This window comes from Citricoccus sp. NPDC055426, assembly GCF_040677445.1.
Classification (GTDB): Bacteria; Actinomycetota; Actinomycetes; order Actinomycetales; family Micrococcaceae; genus Citricoccus.
Genome location: NZ_JBFARZ010000015.1, coordinates 14,968 through 29,432 on the forward strand (window position 1 = coordinate 14,968; position 14,465 = coordinate 29,432).

The 14,465-nt window shown below is 72.0% G+C and carries 13 protein-coding genes; 9 read left to right on the forward strand and 4 right to left on the reverse strand.

Annotated features, from left to right (window positions below):
- Positions 1-53 precede the first annotated feature (53 nt).
- The 7 genes from AB0K08_RS15690 to AB0K08_RS15720 all read left to right on the forward strand — a co-directional run bounded on the left by AB0K08_RS15690 (position 54) and on the right by AB0K08_RS15720 (position 7,986).
- Positions 54-1,766: an FAD-dependent oxidoreductase gene (locus tag AB0K08_RS15690; RefSeq protein ID WP_363356052.1), complete on the forward strand. Its 1,713-nt coding sequence runs from the start codon at positions 54-56 to the stop codon at positions 1,764-1,766.
- A complete protein-coding gene (locus tag AB0K08_RS15695; RefSeq protein ID WP_363356054.1) occupies positions 1,763-2,794 on the forward strand; it encodes a DMT family transporter in 1,032 nt (343 codons plus the stop codon). Before AB0K08_RS15690 ends, AB0K08_RS15695 begins: the two co-directional genes overlap by 4 nt.
- Positions 2,794-3,579, forward strand: coding sequence for an IclR family transcriptional regulator (locus AB0K08_RS15700; RefSeq protein WP_363356056.1), 786 nt, complete (start codon positions 2,794-2,796; stop codon positions 3,577-3,579). The genes AB0K08_RS15695 and AB0K08_RS15700 overlap by 1 nt, the downstream gene beginning before the upstream one ends.
- A 140-nt stretch (positions 3,580-3,719) precedes the next feature.
- Positions 3,720-4,013 carry a YciI family protein gene (locus AB0K08_RS15705; RefSeq protein ID WP_363356058.1) on the forward strand — a complete coding sequence of 98 codons (294 nt, stop codon included), beginning with the start codon at positions 3,720-3,722 and terminating at the stop codon, positions 4,011-4,013.
- A 4-nt stretch (positions 4,014-4,017) separates the two neighbouring features.
- The gene (locus AB0K08_RS15710; RefSeq protein ID WP_363356060.1) at positions 4,018-5,136 is read left to right on the forward strand and encodes an alcohol dehydrogenase catalytic domain-containing protein; all 1,119 of its coding nucleotides are present in this window, start codon (positions 4,018-4,020) and stop codon (positions 5,134-5,136) included.
- Between the two features lies 1 nt (position 5,137).
- Complete coding sequence (locus tag AB0K08_RS15715) at positions 5,138-6,844, forward strand: FAD-dependent oxidoreductase (RefSeq protein WP_363356061.1); 1,707 nt, start codon at positions 5,138-5,140, stop codon at positions 6,842-6,844.
- Positions 6,841-7,986, forward strand: coding sequence for a Gfo/Idh/MocA family oxidoreductase (locus AB0K08_RS15720; RefSeq protein WP_363356063.1), 1,146 nt, complete (start codon positions 6,841-6,843; stop codon positions 7,984-7,986). The genes AB0K08_RS15715 and AB0K08_RS15720 overlap by 4 nt, the downstream gene beginning before the upstream one ends.
- Here AB0K08_RS15720 and AB0K08_RS15725 read toward each other — a convergent pair.
- A complete protein-coding gene (locus AB0K08_RS15725; protein ID WP_363356065.1) occupies positions 7,947-9,014 on the reverse strand; it encodes a GlxA family transcriptional regulator in 1,068 nt (355 codons plus the stop codon). The genes AB0K08_RS15720 and AB0K08_RS15725 overlap by 40 nt on opposite strands.
- Before the next feature lie 51 nt (positions 9,015-9,065).
- Between AB0K08_RS15725 and AB0K08_RS15730 the strand changes: the two genes are divergently transcribed.
- Positions 9,066-9,704, forward strand: coding sequence for an HD domain-containing protein (locus AB0K08_RS15730; RefSeq protein WP_363356067.1), 639 nt, complete (start codon positions 9,066-9,068; stop codon positions 9,702-9,704).
- Positions 9,705-9,823: 119 nt separating this feature from the next.
- On the opposite strand, the gene AB0K08_RS15735 is transcribed toward AB0K08_RS15730, so the two are convergent.
- From AB0K08_RS15735 to AB0K08_RS15745, 3 genes are read right to left on the reverse strand one after another with little or no spacing between them, the layout of a single operon-like run.
- Positions 9,824-11,407, reverse strand: coding sequence for a tripartite tricarboxylate transporter permease (locus tag AB0K08_RS15735; RefSeq protein ID WP_363356069.1), 1,584 nt, complete (start codon positions 11,405-11,407; stop codon positions 9,824-9,826).
- Positions 11,404-11,925, reverse strand: coding sequence for a tripartite tricarboxylate transporter TctB family protein (locus tag AB0K08_RS15740; protein WP_363356070.1), 522 nt, complete (start codon positions 11,923-11,925; stop codon positions 11,404-11,406). The genes AB0K08_RS15735 and AB0K08_RS15740 overlap by 4 nt, the downstream gene beginning before the upstream one ends.
- Positions 11,926-11,927: 2 nt before the next feature.
- The gene (locus AB0K08_RS15745; RefSeq protein WP_363356072.1) at positions 11,928-12,917 is read right to left on the reverse strand and encodes a tripartite tricarboxylate transporter substrate binding protein; all 990 of its coding nucleotides are present in this window, start codon (positions 12,915-12,917) and stop codon (positions 11,928-11,930) included.
- Positions 12,918-13,251: 334 nt separating this feature from the next.
- Here AB0K08_RS15745 and AB0K08_RS15750 point away from each other — a divergent pair, with 334 nt between their 5' ends.
- Complete coding sequence (locus AB0K08_RS15750; RefSeq protein WP_363356074.1) at positions 13,252-14,283, forward strand: LacI family DNA-binding transcriptional regulator; 1,032 nt, start codon at positions 13,252-13,254, stop codon at positions 14,281-14,283.
- Positions 14,284-14,465: the final 182 nt, after the last annotated feature.

The following is a 14,465-nucleotide window of genomic DNA, read 5'->3' on the forward strand; positions in this document are numbered from 1 at the left end:
CAGCACAGTCGTCACCCGCACAGCCCGCGCAGAACCCACCCTGGGACCGCGAGGTGGACCTGCTGGTCCTGGGCACCGGGGCCGCAGGACTGACGGCGGCCCTGACCGGCGCCGCGGAGGGCCTGGACGTGCTGGTGCTGGAGAAGACCGGGTACATCGGCGGCACCACCGCCTACTCGGCGGGGACCAGCTGGATCCCCAACAACCACTTCCAGCGCCGGGCCGGGAACACCGACGACGCCGCGCGGGCCGAGCGCTACCTGGACCGGCTGGTGGGGGAGAAATCGGACAAGGCCCTGCGGCAGGCGTACCTGGACCAGGGGCCGCGGATGCTGGACTACGTGGCGGAGCTGGGGGTGACGTTCCGGCCCTCGCCGGCCGTGGTGGACTACCACTCCGAGTTGCCGGAGACCGGCCAGACCGGGCGGGCGCTGGAGCCCGAGCCCTTCGACGGCCGCCTGATCGGCCGGGAGCGGTTCCGGCAGATCCGCCCGCCGGTGCCGGAGTTCGCGCTGATGGGCGGGACCCTGATGCTCCGCCGCCCGGAGGTCGCCACCCTGCTGGGGCTGTTCTCCGGGAACGCGGCGAAGACCGTCCGGGCCGGCGCCACGGCGCTGGGCCTGGGCGCCCGGTGGGCCCTGGACCGGGTCCGGTATCCGCGGGGGACCCGGCTGGTGATGGGCAATGCGCTCATCGCCCGCCTCTACCACGAGCTGGGCCGGCGCGGCGGTGAGGTGTGGCGGAACACCTACACGAGCGAGCTGGTGAGGGACGCAGGGAAGGTGACGGGCGCCGTCGTGAGCCATGGCGGACGCGAGCTGCGCATCCGGGCGCGGCGCGGCGTGGTCCTGGCCGCCGGGGGCTTCGCGCAGAGCCCGGAGCTGCGGGAGCGGTTCCTGCCCTCGCCCACGCCCCAGTTCTCCCGGGCCGGCGAGGGGGCCACGGGGGACACCCTGCGGCTCAGCGCGGCCGTGGGGGCGGCGGCCGGCACGGACGACGGGGAGAACGCCCTGTGGTTCCCGTCCTCGATCGGCACCCGAGCGGACGGCTCCACCGTGGTGTTCCCGCACATCTGGGACCGGGCCAAGCCGGGGCTGATCGCGGTCAATGCCGCGGGACGGCGCTTCGTGGACGAGTCGGTCTCCTACCACCGCTTCGTGCGGGCCATGTACGCCTCCCACCAGCAGGTGCCGACCGTCCCGGCCTGGCTCGTGGTGGACTCGCGCACCCTGGCGAAGTACGGCCTGGGCATGATCACCATGCCGCACCTGCCGGCGGCCGCCCTGCAGAAGTACCTCGACGCGGGCTACCTGCACCGCGGGGCGAGCCTGGCCGAGCTGGCCGGGAGGATCGGCGTGGACGCCGCGGGGCTGCAGGACACCGTGGACCGGTACAACGGCTTCGCCGCCACCGGTGTGGACGAGGACTTCCACAAGGGCGAGCTGCTGTTCGGGCAGGCGGCCGGGGATCCGGAGCACGCGCCGAACCCGAACGTCGGCCCGGTCCGGCATGGCCCGTTCTACGCGATGGCCGTGGTCCCGACCCCGCTGGCCACCGCCTACGGGATCCGCATCAACGCGCAGGCGCAGGTGGTGGATGCGGACGGGGCGGCGATCGCCGGGCTGTACGCCGCCGGCAACGACGCCGCGTCCGTGATGGGCAGCGAGTACCCCGGCGCCGGCTCCCAGGTGGGCTCCGGCATGACCTTCGGCTGGGTGGCCGCGCGGCACGCCGCCGGCCGGGGTGCGCCCGGCCCGCGTGCATGAGTAAGGCCCTCTCGCTGCTGCTGGCGCTGGCCGGCGGCGTGGCGATCGCGGTCCAGGCCCGGATCACCGGCGCGCTGCGCACCGAGCTGGGTGACCCGACCCTGGCCGCCTCCGTCACCTTCGGCTCCGGCCTGGTGCTGATGCTGGTGGTCAACGGGCTGGTCCCCGCCAACCGCCGCGGGGTCGTGCGGCTGGTCCGCGGCGCGGTGACGGGGCGGTTCCCCTGGTTCTTCGCCCTCTCCGGACTGCTCGGGGCCTTCGCCGTGTACGGGCAGGCCGTGACGGTGGACCTCGTGGGCGTCGCGCTGTTCTCGCTGATGTTCATCGGCGGTCAGATGCTCTCCTCCACCGTGCTGGACACCGCGGGCTGGGTCCCCTCCGGCCGGCAGCGCCTGGGGCGGCGCCGGCTGGCGGGCCTGATGCTCGGCCTGGCCGGCGTGAGCCTGGCGGTCTCGCCCCGGCTGCTCGGCGGCGGTCCGGGGCACGACGGCGGCGCGGAGCCGGCGGCGCTCGTGACCCTCGCCCTGCCGCTGGTGTTGGTCCTGGCCGGCGGGCTGCTGCAGCCGCCGCAGATGGCCATGAACGGGGTCGTCGGGGCCGCCGTGGGCCGGGTGGAGCCGATCGTGCTGTTCAACTACCTCACCGGCACCCTGGCCCTGCTGGCGGTGGCCGCGCCGCAGATCGCCGCCGGCGGCTTCCAGCACCTGCCGATGGGGCCGGGGGACTGGTGGTACTACACCGGCGGCCTGCTGGGTTCCGTGGTGGTGGTCGGCGGGGCGATCCTCACGCGCACGATCGGTGCGATGCTGTTCACCCTCGGGCTGGTGGCCGGGCAGCTGGCGGGCTCGCTCGTGCTGGACACCGCCTGGCCCACGCCGGGGGCCGAGGTGACCTGGCCGGTGGTCTCCGGCGCCGTGATCACCCTGCTGGCCCTGATGCTGGCCTCGGCCACGGCGCTACGGAGTGGGCTGCTGCGGCGCGGGCCGGCGCCGGGTGGAGAGCGCACTGGAGAGCGCAGGGGGACCTGATGGCCAACTCACCCTCGGGGGAGTCGCTGATCCAGCGGCTCGTGCGGGTCCTGCACGCCTTCGACGCCGAGCATCCGGAGCTCACCGCCACCGAGCTGGCGGACCGGGCCGGGCTGTCCTCCTCGACCGCCCACCGGCTGGCCGGGGACATGGCCGAGGAGGGTCTGCTGCGGCGCACCCCCGGCGGCGGGTTCCGGATCGGTCTCGTGCTGTGGGAGCTGGGCCAGCGCAGCTCCACGTACCAGGAGTTCGGCCAGGCCGCCCTGCCGTTCACGGAGGCCGTCCACGTCACGCAGCGCCAGAACACCTCCCTGGCGATCCTGGACGAGCAGGACGGCACCATCATCTACCTCGAGCGGCTCATCAGCCGGGACGTGCCCACGGACCTGACCAAGATCGCCGGGCGGCTGCCCGCACTGTCCACCGCCCCCGGGCTGGCGATCCTGGCCTTCTCGCCCCGGCATCTGCAGGAGCGGTTCCTCGCGGCGCCGTGGGACCGCTTCACCCGGGACTCGGGCATCACGCAGGAGGGACTGCGACGGCTGCTGGCGCAGGCTAGGACGGACGGCTACGTGCACCTGCGCGGCGTCACGGTGGCCGGCTCCGCGGGGACGGCGGCCCCGGTGTTCGGGCCGGGCGGCCGGGTGCTCGGCGCCATCTCGATCGTGGCCGAGGTGGACCAGGTCAACCTTCAGATCCAGGTCCCCGTGCTGCTCGCCGCGGCCCGCGGGCTGTCCCGGCAGATGGGCTCGCGCGGCCGGTCCGGGGTGCCCGAGCGCGGCTGAGCTGCCCGGAAGACCCGTGATTCCCGTTCAATGGGAACGAGGGCGCGGGCCGGCCGCCGATGCCCGCACGATGGGACGTAACGCCGGTCACACGGCCGGCGTGCACGAGACCCAGCATCATCCAGCAGAGGAGCACCACCATGGCCGCCTACGCCGTCACCTACGCCTACGTCCCCGAGACCGAGGAGATGGTGGCCGTCCGCCCCACCCACGTGGACTTCCTGAAGGGGCTCCATGAGCAGGGCACGCTGCTGGTCTCCGGCCGCCTGACCGAGGCCGAGCCGCTCGGCGCCCTGCTGATCATCAAGGGCGACTCCGTGGACGAGGTCGCCTCCATCATGGACGGCGACCCCTTCTACGCCGGCGGCTTCGTGGCCGAGCGCACCGTGCGGAAGTGGAACATCGCCTTCGGCTCCATCGCCGGTGCCGAGTAACCCGATGACCTCGACCACCCCCGCCCCGGCGGCAGCCACCAGCACGGACCGCACAGCCACCGCCGCCGTCACCACCAGCCGGCGGACGATCGAGTACCGCAGCGTCCCGGCGCCCGTGCCCGCTCCGGGCACGGCGGTGGTCCGGATGGCCTCGGTGACCCTGTGCGGGACCGACGCGCACATCTGGGACGACGACTACGCCACCGAGCTGCCGATCATCCAAGGCCACGAGGCGGCCGGCACCATCGTGGCGCTCGACCCCACCGACCAGGAGACCTCCGGCTGGTCCCTCGGCGAACGTGTGGCAGTCTCCCCGATGTTCTACTGCGGGCAGTGCTATGCCTGCTCCGTGGGCCGGGTCAACGCCTGCCGCCACATGAGCGTGTACGGCTGCTACGAGGACGGCTCGCTCGTGACGGAGCAGGCCATCCCGCTGCAGAAGCTCTACCGGGTGCCGGCAGGCCTGGACCTGTCCCTCGCCCCGCTGTCCGAGCCGACCTCCATCGCGATGCAGGCCGTGAACCGCGGCCGGGCGCAGGTCGGCGAGAGGGTCCTGGTCTCCGGAGCGGGTCCCATCGGCCTGCTGGCAACGCTCTACCTCAAGGACCTCGGCTGCGACGTCACCGTCGCGGACCTGAACCCCTCCCGGCTGGCGCTCGCCGCGGGGCTCGGCGCGGACCGCACCCTCACCGTCACCCCCGGGGATTTCCCGACGGCGGCGCAGCGGGCCGAGCTGGACGGGCTCACCGGCGGGGACGGACCGTCCCTGGTTATCGACGCCACCGGCGCCCCGGCCTCCGTGGCCGCCGGCGTGGACCTGGTGGCTACCGCCGGCCGAGTGGTCTGCGTGGGCATCTCCGACGCCGAACTGCGCCTGACGCTGCGGACCCTGCCGGTCAAGGAGATCGACCTGCTGGGCTCCCGCAACTCCCAGAACCTCATCGGCCAGGCGCTGGACCTGCTGGACCGGCACCAGGAGCCCATCGCCCCCCTGCTGACCCACCGCTTCGCCTTCGAGGACCTGGACGCCGCATTCGCCACCCTCGTGGACCCGGCGGCCGGCGTCGGCAAGATCGCGATCGACTTCAGCACCAGCACCAGCACCAGCACAGGACAGGACTGACATGACGAACCCCACCCCGCTGCTGACGCCCGTGGCCGAGCTCGCCGGACGGTATGACCTTGTGGTCATCGGCTCCGGATGCGCCGGGATGACGGCCGCCCTCGTGGCCCGCCACGCCGGTGCCTCCGTGCTGGTGCTCGAGAAGGCCGAGCAGCTGGGTGGCACCACGGCGGCCGGGGGCGGGGTCATGTGGGCCCCGGACAACCACCTCATGGACGCACGCGGCTTCACGGACACCCCCGAGACTGCCGCCGACTACGTGCGGGCCGCGACGGGCGGCCGGCTCTCGGAGGAGGAGATCGCCTGGTACGTGTCCACCGCCGCCGAGGCGGTGCGCTTCCTGGATGAGCACACCCGCGTGGACTACGCCCCGCTGTCCCGCCCGGACTACCACATGGACTGGCCCGGGGCCACGCCCGGTGGACGCGGGCTGGACCACCGCGAGTTCGACCCCTCCCTGGTGCCGGGACTGGCCGAGGTGCTACGCCAGCCGACCTACCTGCCACTGATCACCATGGACGAGCGGGACCAGCTGCACGGTGCCGCCCCGGACCCGGACCTGCTCTCCGGCCGCGCCGAGCGCGGGGTGCGCACCATGGGCGGGGCGCTGGCCGGTGCCCTGACCGCCTCGGCCTGGGAGGCCGGCGTCGTGATCGCGGCGCCCGCCCCGGCCACCGGACTGGAGCGATCCGGCGAGCAGTCCGGCGAGCCGTCGGGCGAGCAGTCCGGTCGGCGGTGGCGGGTGACCGTGGCCGGGGAGAAGGACGTGACGGCGGACGCCGTGGTCCTCGCATCCGGCGGCTTCGAGTGGTCGCCCGAGCTGACCGGCACCCTGCTGACGTTCCCCATCACGCCGATCTCCGCGCCGAGCAACACCGGTGACGGACTGAAGCTCGGGATGGCCGCGGGAGCCTCGTTCACCGAGACCACGGACATCTGGGGCGTCCCGGTCATCACCGCCCACGGGGCCCGGTACGGCGGGCACCCCTCGGGGCGCATGGGCAACGTGGAGGCCACCCTGCCCGGCGGGATCGTGGTGAACGCCGCCGGCCGGCGCTTCGTCAACGAGGCCCTCAACTACCACGACTTCTCCCGCGTCTTCGCGAACATCGACCCGGAGACCTCGGACTTCGCCAACATCCCGGCCTTCCTGGTGATGGACTCCCGGTTCACGGCCCGCTACCCCGTGGCCGGCCACCCGGTGTTCTCCGATCCAGCGGATGCCCCGGACTGGCTCGTGCAGTCGCCCACCCTGGCCGGACTGGCCGAGCTCATCGGGGTGGACCCGGAGGGGCTCGAGCAGACCGTCGCGGCGTTCAACCCGGCGGCCGGGCGTGGTGAGGACCCGCAGTTCGGCCGCGGCGCCTCGGAGCAGGACCGCCACCTCGGGGACCCGCAGAACCGGCCGAACCCCTGCCTGGCCCCCGTGGCCCAGGCACCGTTCTACGCCGTGCAGCTGCATCCCGGAGCCCTGGGCACGGCCGGCGGCCTGCGCGCCGACCTGCACGGCCGGGTCCTGGACTGGGACGGGGAGGCCCTGCCGGGTCTCTACGCCGCCGGCAACTGCTCGGCGACCGTGTTCAAGGACGCCTACCCCGGCGGCGGGGCCACCATCGGCTCGGCCATCACGCGGGCCTACGCCGCGGGCCGGCACCTGGCCCAGGCCCTGGACCAGGTCACCCAGTGGGCGCAGGCGGGGCGGTCATGAGCGGCGGCGTGGACATGAGCGGCGGCGTGGACATGAGCGGCACCCTGCGCGTCGGCATCGCCGGCGGCGGCGCGATCTTCCGCAACCACCTGGAGGCCTACCGGGCAGCGGATGAGGCGGGCCGGGAGGCGGGGCAGGGCGTCGAGGTCGTGGCCTTGTGCGACATCGACGCCGAGCGGGCCGGCCTCCTCGCCGCGGCGAACGGGATCGGACACGCCTTCGGCTCCGTCTCCGAGATGCTCGCCTGGCGGGGTGCGGACGGCCGGGGGATCGACGTGATCTCGGTCTGCACCCCGCATCCCACCCACGAGGCCGTGGTCATCGAGGCCGCCGCCGCCGGGGTGCACGTGCTGTGCGAGAAGCCGATCGCGATCGACCTCGCCGCCGCCGAGCGCATGGTCGCCGCGTGCGAGCGGGCCGGTGTGACGTTCGGGGTGCTGTTCCAGCGCCGCTTCTGGCCGGCCGCCCAGCGGATCCGCGCCGCGATCGACGACGGCACCCTGGGCACCCCGATCCTCGGCCACTGCTCCGTGCTGCTGCACCGCGAGCCGGAGTACTACTCGGCCACCGCGTGGCGGGGCACCTGGGCCTCGGACGGGGGCGGGGTACTCATGACCCAGGGCATCCACTACATCGACCTGCTGCAGTGGTTCCTGGGGGAGGTGGTGGAGGTCCACGGCCACACCGGCACCTTCGTGCACGGTGAGCACATCGAGGTCGAGGACTCCGCCGTGGCCACCCTGCGGTTCGCCTCCGGGGCCCTGGCCACCCTGCACGCCTCCACCGCGGTCACCCCGTCCCTCGGCGTCCAGATTCGGGTCACCGGGTCCACGGGGGCCTCGGCGCAGCTGACCGAGTTCCCCGAGGGGACCGACGGCCGCGTGGACATCTGGGCCGCGGGCGACCGGGTGGTGACCGCGCCGGAGGGGCCGACCTGGCCGTCCTCGGCGGCGCCGAACGTGGACCTGGCCACCATCAACGGGGCCCTCATCCCGTGGCACCGGGCGCAGGTGGCCGATTTCGTGGACGCCGTCCGCACCGGGGCCGCCCCTGCCGTCACGGGCGAGGAGGCCATGAAGTCGCTGCGCATCCTGCTGGCCGTCTACGAGTCCTCCCGGACCGGGGCGCCCGTCCGGTTTTGATCCGCTGGCCCCGGCCGGCCCTGGGCCGCTGCGAACCGGTTCCGGTACTCGGTCGGGGTGGTACCCAGGTGACGGGCGAAGGCCCGGCGCAGGGTCTCGTCTGAACCGAAACCGCTGAGGCGCGCGCTCACGGTGATGCTGTGCCCCTCGAGGACCGAGGACATGGCACGGTCCAGCCGGACCAGTTCGACCCACCGAGCCGGCGTGGTCAGCAGCTCCCGGTGGAACAACCGGGTCAGGTGGCGTGGACTGACGCCGGCCGCCCGGGCCATGGTGTCCAGTCCGTGTCCGGCGGCCGGATCCGCGTGAACCGCGTCAAGGACCGGGCGCAGTGCGCTGTCCGGGGCGGGCGGTCCGGACAGCGCGGTGGAGTACTGGGTCTGCCCGCCCGGGCGCTGCATGAACATCACCAGCTCCCGGGCGATCTCCCGGGAGACCGCCGATCCGTGGTCCTCCTCCACCAGTGCCAGGGTCAGGTCGATCCCGGCGGTGATGCCGGCGGAGGTGTAGCGGGGCCCGTCGCGGACGTGGATGACATCCGGCTCCATCCGTACCCGCGGGTACCGGCGGGCCAGGGTGGCCGCATGGCGCCAGTGCGTGGTGGCCCGCCGGCCGTCCAGCAGGCCCAGCTCGGCCAGGACGAAGGCCCCGGTGCAGACGGAGGCGACCCGTGCCGACCGGCCGGCCAGGGCCCGGACCATCTCCAGCAGGCCTGGGTCCATCGGTCCCTGCGGCAGCTCGGGCGATCCGGGCACCACCAGGGTGTCGATCGGACCCAGGTCCTCTGGTCCCACCGTGCCCGCCAGGCTCATCCCTGAGGAGGCCGTCACGTCCCGCCCGCCGGAGGAGACCAGCGAGACCGCGTACGGATGGCCGCCGGCCGTGGCCTGGTGGAACACCTCGGCCGGCCCGCTGACATCCAGCATCGTCACGCCGTCGAAGACGACGAACACCACCCGGTGGGGCGCTGGCGGTGTCCGAATCTGTGGGGTGCGTGGCTTGAAGGACATGGCGACAGCGTAGGCCATGCGGAGAGGATGGACGGTGTCCATCCGGCACCCGAACGAAAGGCCATTTCTATGAGCGAGACCATCGCCGGCATCCAGATCCCGGACAGCACCCTGGCCCGTGAGGCCACCGAGCTGGTCCGCGACGCCGCCTCCGAGCTGATCTACGACCACTCGCGTCGCGTCTACGTCTTCGGAGCCCTGCGCGGGCAGGCGCAGGGACTGCGGTACGACCCCGAGATGCTCTACGTCGGCGCCATGTTCCACGACCTGGGTCTGACACCGCGGTACCGCCGCGACGACCAGCGCTTCGAGATCGACGGCGCGGACGAGGCCCGCCGGTTCCTGCTCTCCCATGGCATCTCGGATGATGCGGCCGAGCGGGTCTGGCAGGGGATCGCGCTGCACACCACGCCGGAGATCCCCCTGCACATGGCCCCCGAGGTCGCCCTGGTCACCCGAGGCGTGGAGCTGGACGTGCTGGGGATCGGCTACGACGCGATCACGCAGGAGCAGCGCCAGGCCGTGGTGGACGCGCACCCGCGCCCGGACTTCAAGGAGCAGATCCTGGCCGCCTTCACCGACGGCATCCGGCACCGGCCCGAGACCACCTTCGGCAACGTGAAGGCCGATGTGCTGGAACACTTCGTCCCGGGCTTCCAGCGCGGGGACTTCGTCGAGGTCATCCGCGCCAATGCCTGGGTCGAGTGAGTCATCGTCCCAGATGCCCCGGACAGCCGAAGGGCCGGGGTACGACGACGGCCGGTCACCTTCCGTGCGGAAGGCGACCGGCCGTCGTCGTACCTGGTGCTGGTGTCAGCGGGATCCGGCTACGGGATCAGGACCGAGAGGCCCTCGTCCTTGCCCGCCAGCTCCCGCTTGCGGCGCAGGCGCATGGCCCGCAGCGGCGGCAGGAGCAGGGCGGCCGCCGAGATCGCGAAGAGCACCAGGGCGATCGGGCTGGCCAGGAAGGACTCCGGCCCGCCGCCGATCAGGGTGCGCCGCAGGTTGGACTCCGCCAGGGGCCCGAGGATCAGGCCCAGGACGGCGGGCCCGGCGGGGAAGCCGAAGCGCAGCATGAACAGGCCGATCACGCCCATGATCAGCATGACGAACACGTCGAAGACCGAGTTGCTGATCGAGTAGGTGCCGACCATGCAGAACACCAGGATGATGACCCACAGGTACTGGTTCTTCAGCTCGAGCAGCTTGACCATGGACTTCATGCGCACGAGGGACAGGGCCAGGGAGAGCACGGTGGCCACCAGCAGGATCATCGCCAGGGTGTAGACCAGGGACGGTTGGTTGGTGAACAGCGCCGGGCCGGGCTGGATGCCCCAGATCATCATGGAGCCGATCAGCACCGCCATCACGGAGTCGCCGGGGACGCCGAGCGCCATGGTGGTGGTCACCGATCCGCCCAGGGTGGCCGTGGAGGAGGTGTCCGCCGCGGTCAGCCCCTCGATGGAGCCCTTGCCGAACTCCTCCTTGTGCTTGGAGAGGCGCTTGGCGTTGTCCCAGGAGATGATCCCGGCGATGTCCCCGCCCACCGCGGGGACCAGGCCCACCACGGATCCGGTGCCCGCTCCGATGCCCATGGACTTGAACAGCCGCCCGCTCAGTTCCCGTCCCGGCCACCAGGCGCCCAGCTGGTTGATGGGCTTGTCCTGGGACTTGTGGCGCTGATGCGTGACCATCTGGTTGAGCACCTCGGCCAGGCCGAAGAGCCCGATGATCACGGGGATGAAGGGCACGCCGCCGTTGAGCTCGAGGATGCCCAGGGTGAAGCGCTGGTCCCCGGTGATCGGGTCCCGGCCCACCGTGGCCAACAGCAGGCCGAAGGCGCCGGCGATCAGTCCCTTGAAGATGCGGCCGGAGGAGACGCCGATCATCATGGTCAGGCCGAACACCACCAGGGCGAACATCTCCGGCGGTCCGAACTGGCGGGCGAAGCCCGCCAGGGGGATGCCGAACAGGGCGAGCACGATGATGCCGAAGACCATCCCGAACGCCGAGCCCAGCGCGGAGGCCGTCATGGCCAGACCGGCCTTGCCCTGCTTGGCCAGCGGGTAGCCGTCGAAGGTGGTGGCGATCGAGGCCGGGGTGCCCGGGGTGTTGATCAGGATGGAGGGGACGCGGTCACCGAACTGGGCGGCCACGTAGATGGTCAGCAGCACGGCCAGGCCCTGGATGGGCTCCATGGTCAGGGTGAAGCCGGAGGCCAGGGCCACGGCCATGGTGGCGGTGACGCCGGGGAACGCACCCACGAGCATGCCCACGAGCATGCCCAGCCCGATGTAGAGCAGGGTGTCCCACTGCAGCACCGCGCCGATGCCCTCGGTGACGGCGTTGGCGGCCACCGGAAGGGGCAGGTGGGGCATCAGGGGAAGGGTGGTCAGCAGGTCGGGGATCACAGGGGCACCTTCAACAGGACGATGAACAGGACGTGCAGGATCACGCCGATGATGACGGGCAGGAACACCAGCACCTTCCAGCTGCGGATGCCGTACACCACCAGCAGCACGAAGGTCGCCACCAGGGTGATCAGCCAGAACTGGAGCACGTTGAACAGCAGCAGGTAACCGACCAGCACCAGACCGGTCAGCACCATCTGTCCGATGCCCCACCAGGTCATGTCATCGGGGATGTCCGAGGGGCGGACCCCGCGCAGCACGTTGGTGAAGACCAGCAGCACGCCGAGGGCGATCAGGCCCCAGGCCAGCATGCTCGGCCAGAACCGCGGACCGATCCCGGTGCCGCGCTCGGTGATGTCGCCGACCAGGACCAGCACCGTGAGGCCCAGCCCGATCGCGGCCGCGACCGGGATCAGCTCCCGCAGCCGGTACGGCAGGTTCTTCAGGAGGACGAGTTCCTCGGGGTGGTCCCCGGGCCGCTCGGCGGTGCCGGTCGGCCCGGGGGTTTCCGCGGCCATGGTCAGTCCTGCTTGGACTGTGCCAGCTCGATCCAGGGGCCGTAGCGCTCCTCCTCGGCCTGGATGAACTCCGTGAACTTCTCGGCGGAGCTGTCGGTGACAGGCACCAGGTTCGACTGCTCGATCACGGACTGGTACTCCTCGTCCTGGGTGGCCGCGGTGATGGCGTCAGACAGGGTCTGGACCACGTCATCCGGGGTGCCGGCCGGGGCCATCAGGCCGGTGAAGGAGGCGTTCTGCAGGTCGATGCCCTGCTCCTTGGCGGTCGGCACGTCCGGGTAGTCCTCCTGACGCTCCTCCGAGAGCACGGCCAGGTAGCGCAGCTCGCCGCCGTCCACCTGGGCCTTCTGGGAGCCCATGGCGTCGATGGAGAAGTCCACGTCACCGGCGGCCGCGGCCGCGATGGACGGGGCCGAGCCGTCGAAGGGCACGTTGGTCAGGTCGATGCCGGCCAGCTCCTGGAAGCCCTGGGCCGGGTTGTCCCACACGGAGCCCACACCGGGGGAGGAGTAGGTGATCTCGCCCGGGGCCGCCTTGGCGGCGTCGATCAGGTCCTGGAGGGTCTCGTAGGGGCTGTCCGCCTGGACGGCGATGGCGCCGGGGCCTTCGAGGATCTTGCCGAGGAAGGCGTAGTCGGCCGGGGCGATGTCGTAGTCCATGAACTGCAGGGTGGCCACCTCGGCGCCGAGCATGGAGAGGTTGTAGCCGTCCGGGTCCTGCTCCTTGAGCCAGTTGTAGCCGACCGAGCCGTTGGCGCCGGGGCGGTTCTCCACGATGACGCTGACGCCGAGCTCGTCCTCGAGCAGCGGGGCCAGGGTGCGGGCCGAGAGGTCACCGGAACCGCCGGCGGCCCACGGCACCACGAGGCGGACGTCCTGCGTGGGGAACTCCTCCCCCTCGCCGGAGCCGCCGGCGTTGTCGGCACAGCCGGAGAGCAGCAGTCCGGCGGCGGCCAGTGCGGCCGTGGTGGTCATCAGGGTGCGTTTCTTCATGTCTGTCTCCTGGGATACATGAGGGTGCATCGGGGGATGCGTTGAGAGGGTGCGGATGGAGCGACCAGGGTGGTGATGCCCATCACAAGATGCGAGGTGAACAGCAGGATGGCACGAATCGTGGGGCAAAGGCCAGTTGATTGCCAGAATTTGCAGAAATGCCGCCTCCGTGACGTTCGGATGAGCCTGTTCCACGCGGGTGTTTTCGGGGGATGGAGCGATGAGCCGGTCGAGATTGGCACTGGACTATTGATGGCAAACGATGGAAAGATCCTGCACACGGTGCGGTTCACTGAGCGCCGCCCGATTCCCCTCGACAAAAGTTGACAACGTCATGAATGCAGCACGGAACAATGCGGTGCCGGGAGGCGCGGCGCCCCCCGGCGTGCGGGTGCGCCTGGAGGATGTCGCGCGGGTGGCCGGCGTGGCGCCGTCCACCGTCTCCCGGGCCTTCACCCGCCCGGACCGGGTGAACTTCCAGACCGTGGAGCGGGTCATGGAGGCCGCGGGGCAGCTGGGGTACCGCCGCGAGCCGCCGCGGCCCACCGCGGTGACCGCCTCCCGGACGGTCAACCTGCTGGTCCAGGACCTGGCGAACCCGTTCTTCGCCGACCTGCTTAAGGGTGCCGTCAACCAGGCCCGCTCGGCGGGCTACCTGGTGACCCTGGGGGACGCCGAGGAGTCCGCCACCATGGAGCGGGCCCTGCTGGAGCGGCTGACGGGAGAGGCCAACGGGGTGGTGGCCGCGGCCCGCTGGACCTCGGACACCGAACTGCGGGAGATGGCCCGGCGCCGCCCGCTCGTGCTGTTCAACCGGGAGGTGGCGGGCATCAGCTCGGTGGTGGCCGGGGATGCCGACTCCAGCCGCCACCTCATCGAGCACCTGCATGCCCTGGGGCACCGGCGGATCGTCTACTGCGCGGGGCCGCACAGCGCCTGGAGCAACGCGCTGCGGCAGAAGGCCCAGGACGAGGTGGCGCAGGCGCTGGGGATCGAGCTGATCACGGTGGGGCCCTTCAAGCCGTTGATCGGCCAGGGGGCCGCGGCGGCCGCGCTGGCCTGGGCCCGGAAGCCCACCGCCATCATCGGCTACAACGATCAGCTGGCGGTCGGCGTCCTGCGGCACCTGCTGTCCCTGGGGGTGGACGTCCCGGGGCAGGTCTCCGTGGCCGGGTATGACAACACCTACGGTTCCGAGTTCGTCCACACCGGGCTGACCTGCGTGGACGCCCCGGTGGAGCAGTGCGGACGCGCCGCCGTGGACCTGGTGCTGGCGCAGATGGCGGGGGAGCGCACCGTGCGCCAGCTCCGCCTCGCCTCGGGGCTGCAGGTCCGCGGCTCGACGGGCCCCGCGCGCGGCGGGTGAGCGCCGGGTGGATGCCGGATGAGCGGCAGGTGCCGCCACCTCGATTTGGTGACCGGCCGTCGTCGGGACTATCGTGGGGGGAACCAAAGACCGCCGGTCGTTGGCGCATGCCGGAATCCTCGTTGATCCCGGTGCGCGCAACCGTAAAGCCCTCCACACGGAGGCGGCCCGCGCAGGTGAGA